The organism is Bacillus sp. AFS055030 (assembly GCF_002574545.1).
GTDB lineage: Bacteria > Bacillota > Bacilli > Bacillales > Bacillaceae_G > Gottfriedia.
The window spans coordinates 86,989-109,851 of record NZ_NUGT01000079.1 but is presented as its reverse complement, the minus strand read 5'-3'; the positions used below and the strand labels follow the sequence as shown (position 1 = coordinate 109,851).

Here is a 22,863-nt window from a genome sequence, read left to right as displayed (position 1 = left end):
ATCTAAAATATTGAATCAAATCTTCTTATAAAAATAGAAAAAAGAAGCCATTTTCGACTTCTTTTTGTGAATATATTTATTTTTGTTCTACAATTCCATGTCTAAATGCATAGATAACAGCCTGGGTTCGATCGACCACTTCTAATTTCGTTAATATATTACTTACATGGGTTTTTACCGTTTTTAATGAAACAAACAAAGTATCGGCGATTTCCTGATTTGATTTACCTTCAGTCATTAAATGAAGCACTTCTTGTTCTCTAGCCGTTAAATCATCATGTAATTCGCGTTGAGTAGATTTTCTCATTCTATTCATCATTTTCCCAGTAACAACTGGTTCTAAAACTGATCCACCTTTATGTGTCGTTCGTATTGCATTTGCGATATCACTAGCTCTAGAAGTTTTTAACATATAACTAATTGCACCTGCATCAATTGCCGGATAAACATTCTCATCATCAATGAAGCTTGTAACAATAATGATTTTTGCTTCTGGCCATTTTGAAATAATTTGTTTCGTCGCTTCAATTCCATCCATTACTTCCATAATTAAGTCCATTAATACAATATCTGGGCGTTTTTCTAATACAAGTTCAACGCCTTCTTTTCCATTACTTGCTTGACCAACCACTTCAATATCAGATTGAGTACTTAAATATGTAGAAACACCCATTCTCACCATTTCATGATCATCAACTAATACGACTTTAATCAAAATTTCCCACCTCTATTCAATTACTGGAACTTTTACTTCAATCTGTGTTCCTCTTTTTGGTATACTTACTATTTTTGCCGTTCCACCAATTTCAGATGAACGTTCACTTATTGATTGCAATCCATACGAACCAGTTTTTCGGTTCTCGACATCAAAACCAATGCCATCATCAATCATTCGAACTAATACAAAATCTTCAATTTTTCTAATTCGTATTTCAAAAGTTTTTGCATTTGCATGCCTTAAAGTATTTGATAATGCTTCTTGTATAATCCTAAATAAATGATCTTCTACTCCTTTTGAAAGTGAAATATCATCGATTTTCCACTTTAATTGAAGAGCTTGGCGATTTGTTAATTCAGTTAGTAACTTTTCAACACCCTCTTTTAAGCTTTTCCCTTCTAACTGAACTGGTCTTAAATGTAATAAAAGTGCACGCATTTCTGATTGAGCATTAATCGCCATTTTTTCAATATATTGTAATTGTTCTTTAAACGTAGTTTCACCAAGTTCATTAATTGCAGAAATCATCATCGAAATCGCAAATAACTGTTGGCTCACTGAATCATGTAATTCCCTTGCTAGTCTATGACGCTCTTTTGTTACAACATCTTCCATTGTTTGAGATTCAATTAACTTCTTTTCATCTACTAATTTTTGAACAGTCTTTCTTGAACCTTCAATTTGTTTAGATATTTTTTGTAGTTGTAATTCAATTTCGTTATCAATTGATCGAATTGAGTGCTCTGATTCTTTATGGTAAATTCCATTTTCTGCCTTCACGATCCCTTCCAATAAAGCTTTTTCATTATGACGAATCGTGCTTAAAACAGCCGTACTATAAACAATTGATATGATTATGATTGCTACAAATAGGATGAATAGCAACGGAAAATTTCCAATTTTATACAAAACCAATTTATCAAAGAAAGTCTGATCGATGAAATAATAAACAACTCCACAGATCAAAATACTTGATGTAAATGCGGCAAGACAGATTGATAAAAAAATACCTTTGTCAATTTTCATTTGTTTGTCACCTCAATGTTTCCGATTGCTAAAGAAGTGACAATTTTTAACTTTCTAGAAGCTTCTTTATAATCATTAGAAGTGAACTTACAATTTTTGTTAAACCCGTTCAATTTATTTTTAAGGATATTAATTTTACCAAATAAAGTTGAATGTTGGATCGAGACTTCTAAATCATACGGCACATATAAAGTTATATTACCAATGATTCCATTTAAAACCAGCACTGTCTCTCCTTCAGGAATAAATGACTCTGAAAGGTCAATTATGACATCACCAATACCAAAATAATGATCTACATCTTCTAATTCAAATGAATCATTCTTTAAATGGATATTTGTTAAAAATCGATTTGAAATGAGTGAATTTGTTTCAAAGACACCTGTAATCGTTGTTTCAACTATGTTAGGTATAATGACTTTTGCATTAAATTTCGAATTAACAAATATTAAATAACCAACATAAATCACAATAAATGATAATACACCTAAGATGGATTTCAATTGAAATACATTACTGATAAATAAAATGATTCCTCCAAAAAACGCGATATTCGCAGAGGTAGAAGGGTAAACTTTACGTTTTTTTGCCCCATACTGAAATAAATAAATACCTACCCCAGCTGCGATTATTGCAAAAGGATTCATAAATAGATCGAATAATAATCCTATGCCTGCAATTATGAATAATAATCCAGTTAATTCATTGCTAGACAATCGTCTAAATCGCTTCATATAGCTCTCCTCTATTCACTAAACTAGCTTGTTAATAGCAATCGAAAGCTTTTGTTATTAACTATTCTACTATGTAGTTTATCTATTTTTTGTTCGTTTTGATACAAACTTAAGTATTGTCTTATCTCGGTCTTAAGACTGAGATTTTTTAAAGAAATATGTAACTGATCTTATACTAGTTGTGAGTAAGTTAATTGTGATTTTTTTCTATTTACATACTTAAGAGCCTTATAATAGCCATTTAATAAGCTTCTTCTTGAATTTATATTTCCTCATGCACCCCATATAAATCACTAAATTTCAAAAAGAAAAAGAAGAGTATTAAAACTCTTCTCTCTTATTTATAAGACTTAGTATTCATCATTTTACTAATTTTTTTCCACTTATCTCTTTCCTGTCTAGCTAGAGATGCATCTTGTTTCCGTTCTGCATACGCTAGTTCTCTCATTAATTTACGATAGCTTGTGAGCCTTTGGTGATCTAACTCGCCGTTTTCGATAGCTCGATTGACTGCACATCCTGGTTCGGTTTCATGTGTACAGTCTGAGAATTTACATGATTTAGCTAATTGTTCGACATCTGTAAATGTCGAGTTAATATGCTCTTCTCCACCCCAAAGTTGTAATTCTCGCATACCTGGTGTATCGATGACCATTCCGCCAGATGGTAGGAAAAATAATTCACGGTGCGTTGTTGTATGTTTCCCACGATCGTCACCTTCACGTACGTCCCCAGTTATTTGTATTACTTCACCGATTAATGCGTTTAATAATGTAGATTTACCAACACCTGAAGAACCTAGTAAGGAAACAGTCTTCCCGGATGTTATAAGCTGTTTCAGTTCTTCAATACCTTCTCCATTTGTACTATTCACAGAATAAATAGGTACACCAAATGCAATCTCTTCAACAGCTGCAATTTTGGAAGATAGGTCAGTGCATAAATCCTTTTTAGTTAAAATAATAATGGGATTTGCCCCACTATCATATGCAACAAGTAAATATCGTTCTAATCTTCTTATATTAAAATCGTTATTTAATGCCATTACTAAAAACACGTAATCGATATTAGCAGCTACTATTTGTTCTTCAGTTTTTTCTCCTGCAGATTGCCTTGAAAATTGACTTATTCTCGGCAATACCTTTTGAATAATTGCTTTGTTCTCACTTTTTAACAGTTCAATAACAACCCAATCTCCAACGGATGGATAATCACTTTTTACTTTTGCCTGGAATTGAAATTTCCCAGAAACTTCACCAGTTAGTTCGTTTTCTCCATCATGCAATTTATAAATTTGTCTTTGTTCAGATATTACTCTTGCAACTACAGTATTTTGATCCTTTTCTCCGAACGCTTCGTTCCAACCTAATTGTTTTAAATTCATTTTGTCCTCCAATTATATAAGGACAATAATGAAGAATCACTCCATTTTTTGTCCTCGACTTTTTACCTTCATCTGAACTAAATTCATTAACATTCCCATAATCATCACTCCGTTTCGTATATAGTACTTTTAGTATATCCAAATTTTAGAAAATCGTCCATATGAATTAATTGAATATTAAAAAAGGACGAAACACTCTTTTTTATTTCGACATTTTTTGACAATTCCCATTTTTTTGTTTAATTAAACTTTTATAATATTAAAGTAAAAAATAATAAAAACCCTTGAAATATTTCAAAAACTTATTATTATTTAGATATAGGTCTTTTTATTCAGGCTGTACTAATACAGGTCAATCGACAAAGTCTAAAAATACTAGTTTAATGCGAAAAATCAGTATTGCGAGATTTGTCTGACAATATAAAAAACTTTACACAAATACGCTATTGTGTGTTATACTAAGATAGTAAATTGGTCCTAAGTTATTTTGGACGAATCTAGATAATAAAATTAGTAGCATTGTTCTGTTGGAAATAGTTAGAAATTTTTTTTAACTTAAATTGTCGAAATTTGTTGAATTCGGAAATTATTTTTTACAATAAATTGACAGAATAGTATATGAATTGGCGACAATAAATATTCATACAGAAAATTACACAGAATAGCAATTATGAGGGAGGAATTTGAATGAGCGTAGCAGCAAAACAAAACGTTTCATCAAACGAGCAAAATCAAAAAACGAAACACCCACCTGGCCTTTACTTACTATTTGCAACAGAGGCTTGGGAGCGCTTTAGTTATTATGGAATGCGTGCACTTTTAGTTCTTTACTTGACTACTTCAGTAGTTCAAGGTGGTCTTGGATTTAAAGATGCTTGGGCACTACAACTTTATGGATTATTTACTGGTCTTGTATATTTCACTCCAATCATTGGTGGTTGGATTACAGATAATTTCCTTGCAAAGCGTTCTGCCATAACACTTGGTGGTATTATAATGGCAGCTGGTAATATCGCATTATTCGGTATTCATTCTTCAACTGGTTTATACCTTGGTTTAATTTTAATGATTATCGGTAATGGTTTCTTCAAGCCAAACATTTCTACAATTGTTGGTGAACTTTATGAAGATAATGACCCACGTCGTGATGGTGCATTCACTATCTTCTACATGGGGATCAACTTAGGTGCATTCTTTGCTCCACTTGTTACTGGTTATTTAGCTCAAACTTTATTTATGTCAAAAAATGCTGCTGGCGATGCTTTATACGGTTACCGTTATGGTTTCTTAGCAGCTGCAATCGGTATGATTATTGGTCAAATCATTTTCAACTTATTAGCTTCAAAATATCTTGGTGATTTAGGTACAAAACCTAACGCTAAAGTTGTGAAAGAGGGTAACAGCGCTTCTGTTAAGGATGTACCTCTTACTAAAAAGGAAAAACAACGTACGACTGTTATCTTTATCTTAGCTGCATTCGTAGTATTTTTCTGGGCTGGATTTGAACAAGCTGGTTCATCATTAACGCTTTATACTCAACGTTTCTTAGATCTTCAAGTTGGAAGTTTCAATGTACCTTCTGCTTGGTTCCAGTCTGTAAATCCATTATTCATTATGCTTTTCGCTCCAGTTGTTTCGATGATCTGGATTAAAATGGCAAAAAGTGGTAAAGACATTAGTGTTCCTGCGAAAATGGCAATGGGTCTTATCCTATTAGGTGTTGGTTTCGCTTTCACAATTATGGCAGTTTTAAAAACAGGTTCTGATCCAAATCATATTACTGTAAAAGCAAATATGTTATTCATGGTTATGACATATTTCTTCCATACAATTGCTGAATTAGTACTTTCACCAGTTGGTTTATCAGCAGTATCTCGTTATGCACCAGCTAAACTGGCTTCATTATTAATGGGTGTATGGTTATCATCAAGTTTCATTGCAAACTTAGTTGGTGGTCAATTAGCTGCTTTTACAACAACACTTGGAATGTTACAAGTATTCTTAGCAGTAGGTGGAGCAGCAATCGTAGTAGGATTAATCTTACTTGCTATATCACCAAAACTTGCAAGAATGTTAGACTAATTACAAAAAAGAACTCGAGTCTACTCGAGTTCTTTTCTTTTTCTACATTTTTATTTACCAGTACTACCAAACCCACTTACTCTTTCTTCCCCTGCGAAATCATCATCAGCTAATAAGAACTTTTGGAAAACAGCTTGTCCAATTCTTTCACCTTTTTGAATGATTACAGGCTCCTTTGATACGTTGATTAACTGCATCATGATATGGCCATCGTTTGAAGGGTTGCTGTAATAGTCTGAATCAATTACCCCTACCCCATTTCCTTTCATTAAACCTTTCTTAAGCGGAGTAGAAGAACGTACAAATAATGCTAAAAATTCGTCTTTTTGCATATACGCTTTTAATCCTGTACCAACAAGTTTGATCTCGTTTGGATTAATAATTGTCTCTTCAATACTTTCAATATCATAACCAGCAGCATGAGTCGTTGCTCTTTTCGGAAGATTCACCCCACAATTTTCAAATCCTTTTGCTACTTCAAAACCTCTTATTTTTTCCAAATCTTTCACCCTTTACCATTTAATCCATTCCTAGTGTAACATAGATATTTTCGTAATGAGAGAGGCTGTCTAAAAAAAAAAGACAGCCTCTTACTAATTATTTGTTCATCTTATAATAATCTTGAGTGTTATATTGTCTAAATCCACAATCGATATATAATTTCTTCGCGTTGCTGTTTTCTAGAGCAACTTCTAAATGAATTTCATTTCCAATCTCGTGTTCTTTTTGAATGATTTGGAGTAAAGCATTTTTTCCATATCCTTTCCCTTGGTATTCTGGAAGTATTGCAAAGCCAAATATCCAACTTTCATTATTTTCACGAAGCAAGCTCATTTTACCAATTTTTTCATTATTTACTTCTATTATATAAATATGACGATTTGGTTCATTTAAAATGCGTTGATTGTACTTCTGTGCATCACTATTTTCAAATCCAAAACATACAACATCTAAATTTGAAATAAATGCGAAATCGACTAGCTCTGCTTTCTTAAATTTAACGATTGGTGTATATTCTTTTACCTCTTGGTTTTTCCAAACCATTTGATATTCAGAAAATGAATAGGAACAATTTTTTTGATGTCGAATAAACTCTTTCGCTGATGCTGAAGCTTTAGGGGCATTTAATAAAATAGTCTTGACTGAAGATAATGAATTTAGTGCTTCATTTAACAAACTGGAAAAAATACCTTTTCGGCGAAAATTTGGGTGAACCATACCACAGATTTCAACTTTTTCTCCAAAGTAGTAAGTCGCTAAAAATCCAACTAATTGATCTTCTTCATAATGAAAAAAATCTTCATTTACATCATTTTTTCGATTTCTTAACATTTCCCAGTTTAGCTTTAAAGTTATTTCATCAAATTTTTCGCATGTATCTTGCAAGACGGTTATTTCGTTAAATTGTTTGTCTGTCATCAAATTTTCCACCTTCTTATTTCAATATTACGCTTAGTCCCTTTAGATTTATTCAACAAAAAAGCATTACTTCCTTTATTTAGAAGAATGCTTTCATTGAATCAATTTCTATTAATTTCCTCAAGAAGTACATCAAGTGCATTATTTTGATTTGATGATTTCATATTGGTAATGAAAAAGTCTTTTTTAGTTTGAAGTTGTTCAATTGATGCTTGAAGTGTTTTGTCCGTTAAATCTTCTTCTTCTAACATTAATGCAAAGCCTTTTTCTTTAAAAGAATTTGCATTTACTATTTGATCTCCCCTACTTTGGTTCTTCGTAAGAGGGATGATTAACATCGGCTTATGTAGCGCTAAAAATTCAAATATTGCATTTGAGCCACCTCTTGTAATAATCATTTGAGATGCGGCCAATACGTCTGCTAGTTCGTCATGAACATATTCAAATTGCTTATATCCTTGAATATTTGTTAAACTTTCATCAACATTACCTTTACCACATAAATGGACAATTTGATACTTTTTAGTGAGATCCTGTAATGATTGTCTAACAGTCTCATTGATTTTCTTTGCTCCTAAACTTCCACCCATAATTGTTAATATTGGTATATAGCTTTTAAAATTAAGGAATTCTAAGCCCTTTTGTCTTGAGCCATTTAATAGTTCCCTTCTAATTGGCGAACCAATTACTGTTGTTTTATTTTTTGGAAAATAATTTTTAGCCTCTTCAAATGAAGTAAAAATTTTCGTAGCAAATCGCTGTGAAATTTTATTTGCAAGTCCTGGTGTCATATCACTTTCATGTATAAAAATTGGAATTTTCAATGTGCTTGCTGCAATGATTACCGGTACAGAAACAAAGCCACCCTTTGAAAAAACTAAACTTGGCTTAATTTTTTTTAATACTTTTCTAGCATCAACACACCCTTTTATAACTCGAAACATATCAATAATATTTTCAAAATCTATATATCGTCTTAATTTTCCGCTTGAAATGCCGTAATAAGGTAATTCAATTTTATTAATTAATTCCTTCTCAATTCCTTTTTTAGACCCAATATAATGGATATCCCAATCATTTTTATTTAACTCATTTATAATGGCTATATTCGGTGTTACATGCCCTGCGGAGCCGCCACCTGTAAATACAATTGTTTTCTTTGACATATTAACTCCTATCTTTGTTCGTTTTCATACTATTAACTTAATCACAAATTTTAAACAAAACCAATACTACGGTCAACTTATTCAACTCAAATTTTCAAATTGCCCACACTATTATGAACTACTGTTATTCTCAATTGTATATCTTTATGAATCTTTGTAGCTAAAAAATGCATAGTAAGGTAAAGTATTATCTTGATAAATTCACCAAATCAAAATGTGTTTCCTTCAAAAAGAAAAAATGCATTACTTCACTTTTTAGAAGTAATGCATTTTATATGCTTCAAAACATGACTGATTTCAATGCTGATCTAGTTCATGTATTGAAAAAATAACAATTAAAATAATCAACCGAATTTATCTCTTATCAGTAGGATCAATTTCAAACCATTCAGACATCGATAAGTTAGTAGTAGTGTCCTCCCAGTCATCTATTGATAAATCAGAAAAATCCGTTTCTAATAATTGTTCAGATGTTTTCTTTTCATTAGTGACGTTTGTATGATTGTAATTTTGATGTTGTTCTTCCTTATGATTTGAAAAAACAGATGATATTTCTGAATAATTTTTTTGATTCATGCTAGTTAATTCATTTACTATGCCGCTAGATTGACTTTCGTCCAATGTACTTGCAGTATACTGATTTAGATCTGAAGTTTGATTATTAAACTTTTTCCTATTAGCTACTCTTGAGTTATGCTGTTTTTCCTCGACATGACCGTGTTCTTGCTGTTCATCTTGATGTTGATGCTCTTTGTGCGTATGATGCTCTTTATCACCTTTATGGTTAGGTTCGAATATACTTGCTGAAAATTCCTCCACATTATGGATTAAATTTTCAGCCCAATTAAGATGATCTTGTTGGTGTTCATGACCTATGTGCTGCTTTTGATGTCTGTTTTGCTTTTGATGTTCTTTATGCTCGTTTTTATGGTGATGTCCATTATCTTTATTTTGAAGTGAGCTTGTTTCATTTTCACTTTTAATCATTGATAGTGTAGTTTTTAATTCTTTTTCTATATTAACAATTTGATGGTCAAAACTATGTAATTGCTTTTTAATTTCTTCCATATGGGACTCTATTTCATCTATTCTTTTGTTGACCTTATGCATATTTTTTTGATGTTCATTTTTTTTCAAATCAAACTGCTCTAATAATTTATCAAATGAAAGATCCATTTTTCCTCACCTATTTCGTTTTTTAATATTATGTGTAAATCCTCTTTATCCAAATCCTATTTAATGTAAAATTAACATTATGAAGTTGTAAAATACAAAAGGGACTCCTTTTAGAAGTCCCAATTCGATTTAGTCTCATTCATATAATTTAAATAAAATTTTACCAGTTATCACTGTTACATCGTTTTGATTCTTTGCATTTACTTTAAAATGTAGATTGTTTTCATCAATTTTATGAAGAGTTGAATTTAATGTAATGACATCATTTAGAAATACCATATTCTTAAATCTAATCGAGTAATGTTCAATAAATCCGCCTTCTAAATAATCTGAAAAAAGCTTTGCTAAATTCCCCATAGTCCACATGCCATGTGCAATTATTCCAGGTAAACCAGCTTTCTTTGCTTCCTCATCAATGGTATGAATTGGATTATAATCACCTGATGCTCCTGCGTATTTTATTAAATCAATCCGAGATACTGGGTCAAGAACAACTGGTTTCAACGAGTCTCCAGCTTGTAAATCTAATATTACCGTCATACCGTTAGCACCTTCCTAACCTCTTCAGTTATGATCACAACTGATTTAGTAGTAAATATTATATTACCTGCTTGATCTTCACCGTTATCAGACAGTACTAGAAATCCCATAAAGCCATGTCCACCACGTTTTTCATAATAGTCCTTAATTTCTGTGTAACAATTAATGGTTTCACCTACGAAAAATGGCCTTTTATATTCAAATGTTTGCTCACCATGAATTAATCCAACATTCGGTAAGTTGAAATTTTCGATTTTCCCATAGTCAAATACTCTTGGAAAAGTAGTCGGAGCAATATTTTGTCCATATCTAGATTGTTTTCCGTATTCTTCATCAACATAAATTGGATGTAAATCTCCAATTGCTTCAGCAAATTTTTTCACAGCACCACGTTCTACAGTATTTTTTACGGATTTAGAGCGTTTTCCAATAAACGATTTAAACATTGAATTCACCTCTTTTTTTATGCTTTAGGTCCACCAGCAACATATAAAACTTGCCCATTTACATAGGAAGACTTCTCATCTGCAAAGAAAGCCACTGCATTTGCTATATCCTCTGGTTTACCTGTTCTTCCGGCTGGGATTTGGCTTAAACTTGCCTCAACAAGTTGTTCAAACGTAATACCAATTCGTTTTGCTGTTTCTTTTGTCATTTCAGTTTCGATAAACCCTGGTGCCACAGCGTTAGATGTGATTCCGTATTTACCTAGTTCAATTGCAAGGGTTTTCGTTAAACCTTGTAAACCAGCCTTAGCAGTTGCATAGTTTGATTGTCCACGGTTTCCAAGTGCTGATGTTGATGAAATATTAATGATTCTTCCATATTTTTGTTTAACCATATAAACTTGTGCAGCACGTACGACATTAAATGAACCTTTCAAGTGTACATCCATAACTGTATCCCAATCTGAGTCTGTCATTTTAAATAATAAATTATCGCGAATAACACCTGCATTATTGACAACAATATCTATTGAACCAAATGTATCATGTACTTCTTTCATAGCAGTTTCAACTTCATTAGAATTAGTAACGTTTGCAACTCTAGTATATATTTCATACTCTTTAAATTCTGAAGCAGTTTGTGATAGTGCTTCTTCATTCACATCAATAATGGCTACTTTTGCACCTTCTTTTGCAAATAATTCTACGATTCCTTTTCCGATTCCTCGACTACCGCCTGTTACAAAGGCTACTCGACCTTCAAATCTTCCTGACATATTCTTCTCTCCCATCTTTTAAATGTATTGACCTAATTTTACATGCCCTTTTAGTAAATTACGTGAGATGATTAAACGTTGGATTTCATCAGTTCCATCGTAAATTCTCCACAATCTTGCTTCACGGTACCATCTTTCAATTGGTAGTTCTTTTGTATAACCGATTCCACCATGAATTTGAAGTACGCGGTCAACAACTCGATTTCCCATATTCGAACCATATAATTTCGCCATTGATGCTAAATGCCTATTGTCCTCTCCTTGATCGAGTGTATATGCTGCATTTAACACGAGCCATTTGGCTGCTTCTATTTCAACAGCAGAATCCGCTATTTGCCATTGTATAGCTTGTCGTTGGGCAATTGGTTTTCCAAATGTTTCTCTTTCTTTTGAATAGTCAATGGCCATTTGTAATAAACGTTCAGCTGCTCCAACTGCCGTAGCCCCTACAATCCATCTTGCAAATCCAATCCATTCAAGTCCTAAATTATAGCCACCATTTAATTCTCCTAAAATATTCTCTTTTGGCACACGGACATTATCAAATACTAAACCAGCTGGTCCCCATTCGCCCATCGTATGGATAAATTCAGATTTCCAACCCATTTCCCGGTCGACTATAAAACAAGTTACACCCTCTCTTCCACCAGTTTTTTGATGTCTTTCTCTATCCGTAATGGCAATGACCATTACAAAATCCGCTTCGTTTCCGCCTGTAATAAATGTTTTCTCACCATTTAATACCCATTCATCCCCATCCTTTACAGCGGTCATTTTAATGTTTTGAGTATCAGAGCCCGCATTAGGTTCCGTCATCGCAAAGCATGATTTTTTCTCACCATTTATTGTAGGAATCAGGTATTTCTTTTTCTGTTCTTCGCTACAATAAAATAAAATATTATCCGCGTAACCACCAAATTTAAAAGGAACGAATGTTTTTGAAATTTCCATATAAATAATTGCTAACATCATTTGGCCTAAATCTGCACCACCATATTCAGTAGGAGTATTAATGCCCCAGAAACCAGCTTTTTTTGCTTTTAATTGAAGTTCCTTTTCAACTTTAGGATCTAAGCTTGGTCTACCTTCACGCTCATTTCTAAGTACTTCATTTTCTAAAGGGATTAATTCTTTTTCAACAAATTTTCGAATTGTTTTTTGAATCATTTTTTGTTCGTCAGTCAGGCGTAAATGCATTTAAATTCCCCCCGTTTCATCTGAATCACCGTTTATCATATCAAAAATTCATTACTTTCTAGGCTCTAAAATCACCTTTCCAACAGTTTTCCTTGATTGCAATAACGTATGGACATTGGCAGCTTCACTTAATGGAAATACCTCGCCAATCGTGATTTTTAATTTTCCTTCAGCTAAATAAGTAAATAACTCTTCTAAGCTTTGTTTAATTAATGCCTTTTTTCTCAAAAGAGGCGGTAAGAAAAAACCAATTACTGATTGATTTTTTGCCATTAATGAAGATGGGTAAAACTTACTTTGCTCACCACTTGCTACACCATAAATAACTAATCTTCCGAAATAAGCTAAACAATCTAACGTTTTATAAAAAACATCGCCACCTGCCATCTCTAAGGCAACATCTACACCTTTTCCATTTGTAGCTTCTAGTACTTTTTGTTCCCAGCCTACTTCTGTATAATTGATTAATACATCGGCTCCCATCTCTTTTGCTAGTTGTAATTTTTTGCCTGTACTTGCTGTAGCGATTACTTTACCGGCTCCAAAAAGCTTTGCTAATTGCACCGCTAATGTACCAAGCCCACCTGCTGCTGCATGAACTAAAACGGTTTCACCTGGTTCTAACATACCCATCGTTTTTAAAATATGATACGCGCTTAATCCTTGGACAGGTAGTGCGGCAGCTATTTTAAAATCCATTTCGTTTGGTAAATGAATAATCGACCGCTCATTCGTCAATGCAAACTGTGAGTAACCACCACATTCCAACATTGAAACAACTCGATCACCAATTTTAACTGAAGTAACCTCATCTCCAATTCCCACAACAACTCCAGCAACTTCAGCACCAGGTATATATGGTAAAGTAGTTTTGACTATATACTGATTTTCTCTTCGTGCAGTATCAGCATAATTGACACCTGCTGCATATACTTCAATTAATACTTCATTCCCCTTAGGTACTGGTCTTTCGAGTTCTACCTCTTCTAATACTTCAGGACCACCAAATTGCTTAAATTGAATTGATTGCATTATTAACTTCCTTTCAGTTTTTTATTTACGTATAAAAATCTCTTTCATATGAATCTATTTAACTGCTACATGATTGGCAATTCTAATCAGATTTTCAGCAAATTGGTCAAACTTTGCAAAACGCTGATCATTTGTTTGTCCAGCTTTAAATCGATAGAAGATTTGTTGAACGATTACCGCTAATTTAAAATAGGCGAAAGCCATATAGTAATGAATGTTTGATAAATCTCTCCCACTTTTCTTTGCATATGCCTCAATAAATTGATTTCTTGTCATAAATCCTTCTTGAATCGTAACAGGTGGCTTACCTAAGCCAAATTTTAATAAATCAGGATCATCATTTTGAATCCAATAGCATAAAGCTACACCTAAATCAGCTAATGGATCACCAATTGTTGCCATTTCCCAATCAAATAGTCCAATCATTTCTTTTAAATCGAGACTAAACATCGAATTATTCAATTTAAAATCATAATGTATGATTGATGACTGATGATTTATTGGAACATGATTGATTAACCAACGCATTAGCTGATCAACCTCGGCAATTTCACTAGTCTTTGCCCTGTTATACCGTCCAATCCAACCGTTTACTTGTCTTTCCATAAAATTTTCAGGTTTCGTTATTTCTAGGAGTTTTGTTTTTGTATAATCAATGGAGTGTAATTCTACCAGCTTAGTTACCATTACAGTAGATAATCTTTTACAATCTTCAATTGTTACATTTAAATATGGAGGAAATGAAGAATCAAATACTTCACCATTTTTTCTTTCCATGATGAAAAATGGACTACCTACAATTAGTTCATTTTCTGAATATAAAATTGGTTTAGGTGCAGCCGAAAAGTGAGGATGAATTTCTGATAAAATACGAAATTCTCTTTTCATATCGTGTGCTTTTGGAGCAACTGGACCGAGTGGCGGCCTTCTTAACACAACTTCCCATTCACCAATTTTTAGTAAATAGGTTAAGTTTGAATGACCAGCTGAGAACTGGCGGATTTCTAATTCTCCATCTGGAAGACCTTCAATGTTTTTTGCTAAAAATCTATGTAAAACTTGAAGATTTAACTCTTCACCTTTACGAACTTGTATCGTTTCTAATTCTAATTTTTCAGCCATATTAGCCCTTCTTCCTATTAGAAAATTCAGTTTATTTTACAACTAAATGTCTTTCTAACTGCTCTCTAAATAACTCAGGAAGTACTTCACTACGCTGCTCTTTGAAATTAAAAAATACGATGATCGCATTACCGGTTGCGATTAATTGATTTGTCTCTTCACAACAAATTTCATGTTCGAGATGAAAGCTTTTATTTCCAATTTTTGAAATATAAGTAGAGACTGTCATTTTTTGATTAAAGTGACCTTGATTCACAAAATCGCATTTTGTAGATGCTAGAATAAACTTCCAATCATCTAAATTCATTGAATAACCAAGAGATTGGAAGAATTTAATTCGCGCTTCTTCTAAATAGATAAAGTAACTAGTATTGTTTATATGTCCTAATGCATCGGTTTCACAAAATCTAGGTGTAACGGTGAATTTTTTCATAAATCAACCTACCTTTATCGATTATTTTGTATTTTTCAATACTAACTAGTCGGTATGTAAAGGAAAAGGAGACAAATAATTACTCCTCTACTTTAATCCCTTTTAAGATCATTTCTTGGAATGACTTCGTTATTTCAAGTGCATTTTTTTCCCCTTCAGCGTTATACCATTCATAGCTCCAGTTCATAACACCTAAAATACCGAATGAAACAATTGGTACGTCTAAATCTGATCTTACATCACCATTTTTAATTCCTTCATAAAGAAGTTTCTCAATATTAAATCTGTATACATCTCTTTTTGCCTTAATTTCTGTTAAGCTTTCAGGACTTAAATGTCTCATTTCACGATAAAATACTTTGGCGCTTGGACCTTGCTTTTTGATGTCCATTAAGCTTAAATAAATCACTTCAAATAGCTTATCTGAAAAGCTTTTCCTTGAATCATTAATAACTTCTTCCTGTTCATTTAATAATTCCTCAATAAATTGAAGGTGAATTTCCATAAGAAGCTGTTCTTTGCTTGTATAATAATAATAAAAAGTCCCTTTTGTAACACCGATTGATTCGACGATATCTTGAATGGATGTACTCGTAAATCCTTTTTTATCAAATAGCTGTATAGAATGTGCTTTTATTTTTTGTTTCATAAGAAATCCTCGCAATCTTAAAAATTAAGTAGAATTATATCATGATACAAGGGATGTTTTGATCATAACCTCAATCTATCATTTCATTTAAATTAACTTTTTATTGATGAGAAGTTTTTTTCTACAGCATGTTTTTTTAATTCTAATCTGGCTAATTGTGCTCGATGTACTTCATCAGGACCATCAGCTAATCTTAGCGTTCTGGCATTTGCCCATTGAGCAGCTAATGTATAATCATCAGAAACACCAGCAGCACCAAAGGCTTGAATAGCTCGATCAATTACTCTTAAAGCCATTGATGGCGCGACGACTTTTATCATTGCAATTTCTGCTTTCGCTTCTTTATTACCAACAGTATCCATCATATATGCAGCTTTTAAGGTTAGTAATCTAGCTTGCTCAATTTCGATTCTTGAATTAGCAATCCAATCTTGAACTACGCCTTGATTTGCAATCGGCTTACCAAATGTTTCTCGCGTTTGAACACGCTTACACATTTCTTCGAGTGCCCGTTCGGCAGCACCGATCAATCTCATACAATGGTGGATGCGACCTGGACCTAGTCTACCTTGTGCAATCGCAAACCCTTTTCCTTCTCCCCATAAAATATTGCTTGCAGGAACTTTTACATTTGTAAATGTAATTTCTGCATGTCCATGCGGTGCATGATCATAACCGAAAACAGGTAATACCCGCTCGATTTTTACACCAGGTGTATTTAAAGGGACTAGAATCATAGATTGCTGTTCATATTTAGGTGCGTCCGGATTCGTTTTGCCCATAAATATTGCAATTTTGCATCTAGGATCACCGGCTCCTGATGACCACCATTTTCGACCATTAATAATATAATAATCACCATCTTTTTTGATACTCGCTTCAATATTTGTCGCATCAGAAGAAGCGACCTCAGGTTCGGTCATTGAAAAGCAAGAACGAATTTCACCATTTAAAAGTGGTTCTAACCATTTTTCTTTTTGCTCTTTCGTACCATATCTCTCTAAAACTTCCATATTCCCTGTATCTGGTGCACTACAATTAAACACTTCTGGTCCAATCAAAGATCGTCCCATAATTTCGCATAATGGAGCATATTCTAAATTCGTTAACCCTGCTCCTAAGTCACTTTCAGATAAAAATAAATTCCATAAACCCGCTTGTTTTGCTTTTTGTTTTAATTCTTCCATAATCGGAGGTATATTACACCACCTAGTTTCTTGTGCATTTAACTGTTGCTCGTATATCCGTTCATTAGGATAAATATAGTTTTCCATAAATTTCGTTAATTTTAATTGAAGCTCTTTACTTTTTTGCGAATAGAAAAAATCCATTCAATCATCCCTTTCACACCCTGTTTTTTATCAATCAAGTTTAAGAGTTTAATAGTACACTATTTAAATAGTTTCCTTTGAAAGATTGACATTCACTACGCTTTTACCATCTACAAATATTGGTACAACATTAAACATACTTTTACTACAAACAAATTTTAATTCCTCTTCAAATCCATAACGGATTAACATTTTACCAACATTCGATTCCGCTAAAATCTCATTACATTTTTCTTTCAATCCTAAGTAAAAATAATGTGCAGATTTAGCTGCTTCAGATAAATCGAAAAGACATGATTCATTTACTAAGCACTCAATAAAATAACCTGCACCATAAAAGTCTTCCATATTAAAATGTCCTGACGACCCTGAACAGACTAAAATAACAGACTCTTCTTTGTAGTTTTGTCTTAAGTGATTTGCAACTGCGCATGCATTTAAAATTGATGCGGCGTATACTCTCTTTGCATTTTGAGAATTTTTTAACGCTACTGTTCCATTCGTTGTTGATAAGACGATTGACTGATTTGAAACAACTTTCTTTAAAGTTAATGGATTAGGAGATCGAAAACCTTCAATTGTATTTCCTTCATATTCCCCTATTAATAAATATTCTTTATCAAAATTTTTATTTGTGAAAAGAACTGCCTCTTGTCTATTCATAACAGGTATGACCTCTTTAGCGCCAAACGCTAATGCAGCTGTAATTGTTGAAGTAGCAAGTAATACATCAAAAACGACTACTATTTTTTCATCGTTTAATTTTTGAACATCTATTTCTTCTTTTTTCATCAAAAGATGAAGTTTACCCATTTACAAAACTCCTTTTTGATTAAACGATTGATGTTCCACCATCGACAACTAGAACAGACCCAGTCACATAATTTGAAGCCGGCGCTGCTAAAAATAATGCCGCACCTTTTAACTCGTTTTCATTTCCAAATTTCTTAAGCGGTATCGATTCTATTATTTGATCCGTTCCGTGGGAAATAACATCTTTAGACATTTTTGTCGGAAAAAATCCAGGAGCTAATGCATTAACATAAATACCACTCGGACCCCATTTCGCAGCTAAATCTTTTGTAAAACTGATCACTGCACCTTTACTTGCACTATAACCAACTGCATTCATTACGTTTGGATTCGTCCCTACTAAACCAGCAATTGATGCAATATTGATGATTTTTCCGGATTTTTGTGCTAACATGATTTTCCCTACTGCTTGAGACATTAAAAACGTACCAGTTACATTCACATTCATTACTTTATTCCATGCCTCTAATGGCATCTCTTCAGCTGGTGCTCCCCAAGAAGCACCACTATTGTTTACTAATATATCAATTCGGCCAAATTTCTCTTTTGTTTCATTAACTACTCTTTGCACATCCTCTTTGTTTGTAACATCACACTTCAACGCGAAAGATTCTACACCTAGATTTTTCAATTCTTCACTGATTTCCTGGCATGCTTCTACATTTCGAGAACAAAGTACAACATTTGCTCCCGCTTCAGCAAATCCTTTCGCAATTTGTTCACCAAGACCTCGTCCACCACCAGTTATAATTGCTACTTTCCCGGTTAAATCAAATAACTCTTTAACGTGCATTTTATTTCCTCCTAAAATTAGTATAAATTTCAAAAGCCCCCTATTATAGCTCAAAACTACATACTAACCAGTCGGTATGTTAGCTAATTAGATAATACAAGAAAAATTCTGAATTTTCAATATTAAGTGTTATTTAGCTTTTAATGTTACTTTTCATCAAGACTCATAACCATTACTATACGGCTCCATTTGTTTGTAGCTCTACAATTGGTTTTTAGTATTATCTTTTATCCAACTCATTCATGCCAATTGCAACCCATGAAAAACAAATTGGAGCCGTTTCATTCATTATGAAGCACTTTATTCAATTTCATGTTTTATAATCTTTTAGTTTAATCGGATCCATTATCAGGTGATGGTGTTTTAGATGAGGTATTTGATTTATTTTCACTATTAAACGTGAAAGTGTAAAGAAGAAGAATGAGGATTAGTAAACTGGCGATAACATCTTGTATATAAAAACTTGTTTTGTGTTCAGCCCAAAGTGTTTTGCTTAAACCAACTTTTTGTTTAGATTCATAGATGTATCGTTTTACTTCTGGGTGGTTCGGATAGATATGTTGGACTGCTTCGAATTTTGACAGTGCATTTTTGTAATAGCCGGCCCAGTAGAAAGTTAACCCTTCTTTGAATAATTTATCAGTTTGGCCATTTGTATCTTTAACGTCTGCTTTACTTACAACTTTTTTCAAAGTGTTCACAGGTACCGCAAAATGAAATCCTTGCACTTCTTGATCATTTACTGTATTTCCTCGGAATGTGAGTAAGCCAATCAATTGTCCTTTATTATTGATGATGGGTCCGCCACTATTTCCATGGGTAGATGCTGCATTGATTTGAAGGACCGGACTACCAGTTAATGTTGTTTTTGATATAGCTGAGATTTGCCCCTTATTCATCGTCGGAATAACATAACTATGCATGGAAAGCAATCTAGAATCTGCCGCAGCCGGGTAGCCAATCACCCAAATATTGTCTTGATCTTGAATAGAATCACTATTTCCAAGTGGAATCGTAGGGTAGTTAGAACCATCGATTTTTAAAAGAGCTACATCTTTTCCATGATCGGTAGGCTGCTGATAACTTTTGACGACCGCGCTTATAGGATCATCTACAGTTGGTAAGTATACATCGACGCCTTTTTGTAAGATTTCGTAACTAATATACTTTTTTAAGTACGCATCTGTCGATTTGTGTGTCCAATTATTTTCCATTGCAACATCATCCACAAGAACTGAAAATGCCTCAGAAACAATATCATGATCGCTCAATTGATGAGAATAAATGAGAACATGAGCGTTTGTTACGATATAACCGTCCGAATTAATAATAGCCCCTGACCCAAAACCGTCAAGTTCGGTCTTATAATCCCATTTCTTCAACACCCTCGTTACGCGTTCATCCTCTAAAGTAATCGTCCACTTTACAATCGCATAATCAACAATTCGAACAACCGCAGGCTTTGTCGTTTCAGCTAATTGTTGAGGTTTGAGTATGTAAGGGGTAGATGGTTTCGTTGAAATGAGCACAAACGATGTAGCAATTAAGATCGCCAATACAATACAAAGTGGAATGGTCACGAATGCCTTTTTTTTCATTCCAAACACCCTTTCATTTGTTTTGCTTACGTTTATCTCCCAATCGAGAGTACATACAAAGCAAAAAAATGACATAAAAAAAACAGCCCTTTTAAATATTGGCACATAAATCATTTCTTTAACTATTAAGTTCAATCTTTAAATAAACTCGATTTTATTATATATATTCTTTAACTTTATCTTTAATGCAATAAAAAAAGCCGCAGATAAGCAGCTTATACTCTTCTATTATTGCACGGATTATTGAATGTTAATTCCAAGTTACTTCAGCAATAACTTCATCTCTATTCAACATACATTAATTAGGAATTGTTGTTACTTGCACATTTAATAACCATTTATCGATTGCTGATTTAGGATAGTAAAATTCATATCCAATTTTTATGTGAGGGAGTTCACTCGTATAACTACCGTCTCCATTAGATAACTCTGTTAGTTTTTGAATTTCTTCCTTACTTAATCCTAGATATTCAACTAATTCCGACTGAGTTAATAATTGATGTTGTACAGCTTGCTTGGCTGAAACTTCTGTTTTCAACCCTCTAGAAATCATCCAACTTCCAATCACAATGCATATTCCTAAAAGAAATATCGATATAGCTATTACATAATTTTTCATATGATCACCTCTGTTAGTTTAATTCAACATAGGTACACATTAACCTTTATTCAAAAATTTTTCTCTAAATCACAATCATCGATACAAACTATTATTCTTCTTCACAAATTGGCAAAACAGTAGAATATTTAATTTCTCTTAAAGCTAAACTTGTTTGAATTCTTGTAATTCCAAGCTGATTAAGTTTACGAATAAAGTTCTCTAATTCCTTCCGTTCCCTGTTCGCTACTTTTAATAAATAGTCGTACTCTCCTGTTAATAAGTGGCACTCTAATACTTCAGGCATGGATTTTAATTCTTTCTCTAACACTTCTAATTGTTCAGCTTGATGGATATTTGTATTGATAAAAATAAAACAAAGTAAGTCAAATCCTAGCTTTTCTTGATTTAAGATTGCCACTTGACGATCGATATAGCCTTCATTTTCTAATCGTTTAACTCTCGCATGTGTAGCTGGTGGTGACAAGTTCACATGTCTAGCTAGTTCTGTATTGCTTATTTGGCTTTGTTTTTGTAACTTATCTAAAATTTTAAGATCTACTTCATCTAATACTTTATTTCCTTGAAATTCCACTTTAACTACTCCCTTTCAATAATTCGGAAAACGCTTTGGATTCAACATATAAAGTGAATTATATTCCATAAAACGATACCATTAATTAATTTTATTTCGTATTTATTCTAATATACAAAATATTATACGGTAAAACATACAATTGTGTTAAACTATTTTAAAAATAGTAAGAAATCACTGTGTATAGTCTTTTTTCACCTTAAATGAACAGTGATTAGGGGGTTTAGATATGCCAATCTTATATATACTGTTGTTATTATTAACAAGTTTTTTATGGGGAGGAAATTTTGTCGTTGGAAAATCACTTGTTGGTCATGCTTCTCCAATGACGTTGACTACTCTAAGATGGGGAATTGCAGTTATCATATTATTACCAATCGTATGGTGGAAAGAAAAGAAAATTTTACCTCCGCCAAAAGCTATTCTTCCATTAATCATGATGGGAGTAACAGGTGTTGTCCTTTTTAATCTTTTTCAATTTATGGCATTAGAAAAGACATCTGCAACGAATGTTGGATTAATATCAACCTTAAATACAATCTCCATTGCGTTATTTTCATCTTTATTTTTAAAAGAAAGAATGAACTTTTTACAAATTTTCTCGATGATTATTTCCTTCTTTGGGGTAATTCTTGTGCTTTCAAAAGGAGATATGAATCTATTATTTTCAATGAAGTTTAATATAGGTGATTTATGGATGGTCATTGCCGTATGCATATGGGGAATCTATTCAGTATGTAGTAGATGGGCAACGAAACTTGTATCACCTATGCTGTCTACACTATACTCAGGAATATTTGGGCTTGTTGCAATCATACCTTTTAATCTCTCAAATTTTACATTTGTAAATATAAATGGCTCATTTATCTTCTCAATTTTATATACGGGGATTATTTCAACAGTCTTATGTATGCTCTTTTGGAATATTGGGGTCCAAAAAATTGGAGCAACTTCAGCAGGTATTTTCCTAAATTTCAATCCAATATTCACAGCTATTTTAGCGTTTTTCATATTAAATGAAAAAATGACATGGGTTCAAGGAATTGGCAGCATAATCGTTATATTAGGTAGTTTCTTATTCACTTACTTTAAAACAAATGGAATGAAAAACAATCAAATGAAAAGAGAAACAATAAAGGCTCCAGCTTAAAGAGTCAAACTTGCTTTAGTTAAATGAACAAATATTAAATAAAAGGCCGTCCAAAAGGTAGATTTCAGCCATGAAATTTAAAAAA

24 protein-coding genes are annotated in these 22,863 nt (G+C 32.9%); 2 read left to right on the top strand and 22 right to left on the bottom strand.

Annotated elements, in window-relative coordinates:
• Positions 1-76: 76 nt before the first annotated feature.
• The 4 genes from CN925_RS17640 to rsgA all read right to left on the bottom strand — a co-directional run bounded on the left by CN925_RS17640 (position 77) and on the right by rsgA (position 3,862).
• Positions 77-715: a response regulator transcription factor gene (locus tag CN925_RS17640; RefSeq protein WP_056476946.1), complete on the bottom strand. Its 639-nt coding sequence runs from the start codon at positions 713-715 to the stop codon at positions 77-79.
• Between the two features lie 12 nt (positions 716-727).
• Positions 728-1,744, bottom strand: a complete 1,017-nt coding sequence (locus CN925_RS17635) for a sensor histidine kinase (protein ID WP_098848101.1) — start codon at positions 1,742-1,744, stop codon at positions 728-730.
• Positions 1,741-2,478, bottom strand: coding sequence for a cell wall-active antibiotics response protein LiaF (gene liaF / locus CN925_RS17630; protein WP_098848100.1), 738 nt, complete (start codon positions 2,476-2,478; stop codon positions 1,741-1,743). The genes CN925_RS17635 and liaF overlap by 4 nt, the downstream gene beginning before the upstream one ends.
• A 337-nt stretch (positions 2,479-2,815) precedes the next feature.
• Complete coding sequence (gene rsgA, locus CN925_RS17625; RefSeq protein ID WP_098848098.1) at positions 2,816-3,862, bottom strand: ribosome small subunit-dependent GTPase A; 1,047 nt, start codon at positions 3,860-3,862, stop codon at positions 2,816-2,818.
• 687 nt (positions 3,863-4,549) lie between these two features.
• Between rsgA and CN925_RS17620 the strand changes: the two genes are divergently transcribed.
• The gene (locus CN925_RS17620; protein WP_098848096.1) at positions 4,550-5,944 is read left to right on the top strand and encodes a peptide MFS transporter; all 1,395 of its coding nucleotides are present in this window, start codon (positions 4,550-4,552) and stop codon (positions 5,942-5,944) included.
• A 50-nt stretch (positions 5,945-5,994) separates the two neighbouring features.
• On the opposite strand, the gene CN925_RS17615 is transcribed toward CN925_RS17620, so the two are convergent.
• From CN925_RS17615 to CN925_RS17530, 18 genes are all read right to left on the bottom strand, one after another.
• The gene (locus CN925_RS17615) at positions 5,995-6,444 is read right to left on the bottom strand and encodes a dCTP deaminase domain-containing protein (protein ID WP_387365873.1); all 450 of its coding nucleotides are present in this window, start codon (positions 6,442-6,444) and stop codon (positions 5,995-5,997) included.
• Between the two features lie 97 nt (positions 6,445-6,541).
• Entirely contained in the window at positions 6,542-7,363 is an 822-nt protein-coding gene (locus CN925_RS17610) for a GNAT family N-acetyltransferase (protein ID WP_098848094.1), read from the bottom strand.
• 101 nt (positions 7,364-7,464) lie between these two features.
• Positions 7,465-8,529 (bottom strand): undecaprenyldiphospho-muramoylpentapeptide beta-N-acetylglucosaminyltransferase, encoded by a 1,065-nt coding sequence (locus CN925_RS17605; protein WP_098848092.1) that lies wholly within the window; start codon positions 8,527-8,529, stop codon positions 7,465-7,467.
• Positions 8,530-8,883: 354 nt separating this feature from the next.
• On the bottom strand, positions 8,884-9,705 hold the full coding sequence (locus tag CN925_RS17600; RefSeq protein ID WP_098848090.1) for a hypothetical protein: 822 nt from the start codon (positions 9,703-9,705) through the stop codon (positions 8,884-8,886).
• Positions 9,706-9,840: 135 nt separating this feature from the next.
• Positions 9,841-10,245: a MaoC/PaaZ C-terminal domain-containing protein gene (locus tag CN925_RS17595; protein WP_098848088.1), complete on the bottom strand. Its 405-nt coding sequence runs from the start codon at positions 10,243-10,245 to the stop codon at positions 9,841-9,843.
• Positions 10,242-10,691: a MaoC family dehydratase N-terminal domain-containing protein gene (locus CN925_RS17590; protein WP_098848086.1), complete on the bottom strand. Its 450-nt coding sequence runs from the start codon at positions 10,689-10,691 to the stop codon at positions 10,242-10,244. Before CN925_RS17590 ends, CN925_RS17595 begins: the two co-directional genes overlap by 4 nt.
• 17 nt (positions 10,692-10,708) lie before the next feature.
• Positions 10,709-11,467 carry a 3-oxoacyl-ACP reductase FabG gene (gene fabG, locus CN925_RS17585; protein ID WP_098848084.1) on the bottom strand — a complete coding sequence of 253 codons (759 nt, stop codon included), beginning with the start codon at positions 11,465-11,467 and terminating at the stop codon, positions 10,709-10,711.
• A gap of 18 nt (positions 11,468-11,485) precedes the next feature.
• Complete coding sequence (locus CN925_RS17580) at positions 11,486-12,664, bottom strand: acyl-CoA dehydrogenase family protein (protein WP_098848083.1); 1,179 nt, start codon at positions 12,662-12,664, stop codon at positions 11,486-11,488.
• 51 nt (positions 12,665-12,715) lie between these two features.
• Positions 12,716-13,696: a quinone oxidoreductase family protein gene (locus tag CN925_RS17575; protein ID WP_098848081.1), complete on the bottom strand. Its 981-nt coding sequence runs from the start codon at positions 13,694-13,696 to the stop codon at positions 12,716-12,718.
• A 54-nt stretch (positions 13,697-13,750) separates the two neighbouring features.
• Positions 13,751-14,818, bottom strand: coding sequence for a phosphotransferase family protein (locus CN925_RS17570; RefSeq protein WP_098848079.1), 1,068 nt, complete (start codon positions 14,816-14,818; stop codon positions 13,751-13,753).
• 31 nt (positions 14,819-14,849) lie between these two features.
• A complete protein-coding gene (locus tag CN925_RS17565; protein ID WP_098848077.1) occupies positions 14,850-15,251 on the bottom strand; it encodes an acyl-CoA thioesterase in 402 nt (133 codons plus the stop codon).
• A gap of 79 nt (positions 15,252-15,330) precedes the next feature.
• Positions 15,331-15,900 (bottom strand): TetR/AcrR family transcriptional regulator, encoded by a 570-nt coding sequence (locus CN925_RS17560; RefSeq protein WP_098848075.1) that lies wholly within the window; start codon positions 15,898-15,900, stop codon positions 15,331-15,333.
• A gap of 92 nt (positions 15,901-15,992) precedes the next feature.
• A complete protein-coding gene (locus tag CN925_RS17555; RefSeq protein WP_098848073.1) occupies positions 15,993-17,231 on the bottom strand; it encodes an acyl-CoA dehydrogenase in 1,239 nt (412 codons plus the stop codon).
• A gap of 63 nt (positions 17,232-17,294) precedes the next feature.
• Entirely contained in the window at positions 17,295-18,044 is a 750-nt protein-coding gene (locus tag CN925_RS17550; RefSeq protein ID WP_098848071.1) for a 2-phosphosulfolactate phosphatase, read from the bottom strand.
• 19 nt (positions 18,045-18,063) lie between these two features.
• On the bottom strand, positions 18,064-18,837 hold the full coding sequence (locus CN925_RS17545; RefSeq protein WP_098848069.1) for an SDR family oxidoreductase: 774 nt from the start codon (positions 18,835-18,837) through the stop codon (positions 18,064-18,066).
• A gap of 332 nt (positions 18,838-19,169) precedes the next feature.
• Positions 19,170-20,435 (bottom strand): S1C family serine protease, encoded by a 1,266-nt coding sequence (locus CN925_RS17540; RefSeq protein ID WP_180233009.1) that lies wholly within the window; start codon positions 20,433-20,435, stop codon positions 19,170-19,172.
• Positions 20,436-20,733: 298 nt separating this feature from the next.
• Positions 20,734-21,054 (bottom strand): helix-turn-helix domain-containing protein, encoded by a 321-nt coding sequence (locus CN925_RS17535; RefSeq protein ID WP_098848065.1) that lies wholly within the window; start codon positions 21,052-21,054, stop codon positions 20,734-20,736.
• Positions 21,055-21,145: 91 nt separating this feature from the next.
• Positions 21,146-21,628, bottom strand: coding sequence for an Lrp/AsnC family transcriptional regulator (locus tag CN925_RS17530; protein WP_098848063.1), 483 nt, complete (start codon positions 21,626-21,628; stop codon positions 21,146-21,148).
• A gap of 229 nt (positions 21,629-21,857) precedes the next feature.
• On the opposite strand from CN925_RS17530, the gene CN925_RS17525 reads away from it, so the two are divergent.
• Positions 21,858-22,778: a DMT family transporter gene (locus CN925_RS17525; RefSeq protein ID WP_098848061.1), complete on the top strand. Its 921-nt coding sequence runs from the start codon at positions 21,858-21,860 to the stop codon at positions 22,776-22,778.
• Positions 22,779-22,863 lie beyond the last annotated feature (85 nt).

Bases quoted from the DNA above. Each gene is read 5' to 3' on its own strand.
- CN925_RS17635 (WP_098848101.1), bottom strand. From the start codon at position 1,744: ATGAAAATTGACAAAGGTATTTTTTTATCAATCTGTCTTGCCGCATTT.
- liaF (WP_098848100.1), bottom strand. From the start codon at position 2,478: ATGAAGCGATTTAGACGATTGTCTAGCAATGAATTAACTGGATTATTA.
- rsgA (WP_098848098.1), bottom strand. From the start codon at position 3,862: ATGAATTTAAAACAATTAGGTTGGAACGAAGCGTTCGGAGAAAAGGAT.
- CN925_RS17620 (WP_098848096.1), top strand. From the start codon at position 4,550: ATGAGCGTAGCAGCAAAACAAAACGTTTCATCAAACGAGCAAAATCAA.
- CN925_RS17610 (WP_098848094.1), bottom strand. From the start codon at position 7,363: ATGACAGACAAACAATTTAACGAAATAACCGTCTTGCAAGATACATGC.
- CN925_RS17605 (WP_098848092.1), bottom strand. From the start codon at position 8,529: ATGTCAAAGAAAACAATTGTATTTACAGGTGGCGGCTCCGCAGGGCAT.
- CN925_RS17600 (WP_098848090.1), bottom strand. From the start codon at position 9,705: ATGGATCTTTCATTTGATAAATTATTAGAGCAGTTTGATTTGAAAAAA.
- CN925_RS17595 (WP_098848088.1), bottom strand. From the start codon at position 10,245: ATGACGGTAATATTAGATTTACAAGCTGGAGACTCGTTGAAACCAGTT.
- CN925_RS17590 (WP_098848086.1), bottom strand. From the start codon at position 10,691: ATGTTTAAATCGTTTATTGGAAAACGCTCTAAATCCGTAAAAAATACT.
- fabG (WP_098848084.1), bottom strand. From the start codon at position 11,467: ATGTCAGGAAGATTTGAAGGTCGAGTAGCCTTTGTAACAGGCGGTAGT.
- CN925_RS17580 (WP_098848083.1), bottom strand. From the start codon at position 12,664: ATGCATTTACGCCTGACTGACGAACAAAAAATGATTCAAAAAACAATT.
- CN925_RS17575 (WP_098848081.1), bottom strand. From the start codon at position 13,696: ATGCAATCAATTCAATTTAAGCAATTTGGTGGTCCTGAAGTATTAGAA.
- CN925_RS17570 (WP_098848079.1), bottom strand. From the start codon at position 14,818: ATGGCTGAAAAATTAGAATTAGAAACGATACAAGTTCGTAAAGGTGAA.
- CN925_RS17565 (WP_098848077.1), bottom strand. From the start codon at position 15,251: ATGAAAAAATTCACCGTTACACCTAGATTTTGTGAAACCGATGCATTA.
- CN925_RS17560 (WP_098848075.1), bottom strand. From the start codon at position 15,900: ATGAAACAAAAAATAAAAGCACATTCTATACAGCTATTTGATAAAAAA.
- CN925_RS17555 (WP_098848073.1), bottom strand. From the start codon at position 17,231: ATGGATTTTTTCTATTCGCAAAAAAGTAAAGAGCTTCAATTAAAATTA.
- CN925_RS17550 (WP_098848071.1), bottom strand. From the start codon at position 18,044: ATGGGTAAACTTCATCTTTTGATGAAAAAAGAAGAAATAGATGTTCAA.
- CN925_RS17545 (WP_098848069.1), bottom strand. From the start codon at position 18,837: ATGCACGTTAAAGAGTTATTTGATTTAACCGGGAAAGTAGCAATTATA.
- CN925_RS17540 (WP_180233009.1), bottom strand. From the start codon at position 20,435: ATGAAAAAAAAGGCATTCGTGACCATTCCACTTTGTATTGTATTGGCG.
- CN925_RS17535 (WP_098848065.1), bottom strand. From the start codon at position 21,054: ATGAAAAATTATGTAATAGCTATATCGATATTTCTTTTAGGAATATGC.
- CN925_RS17525 (WP_098848061.1), top strand. From the start codon at position 21,858: ATGCCAATCTTATATATACTGTTGTTATTATTAACAAGTTTTTTATGG.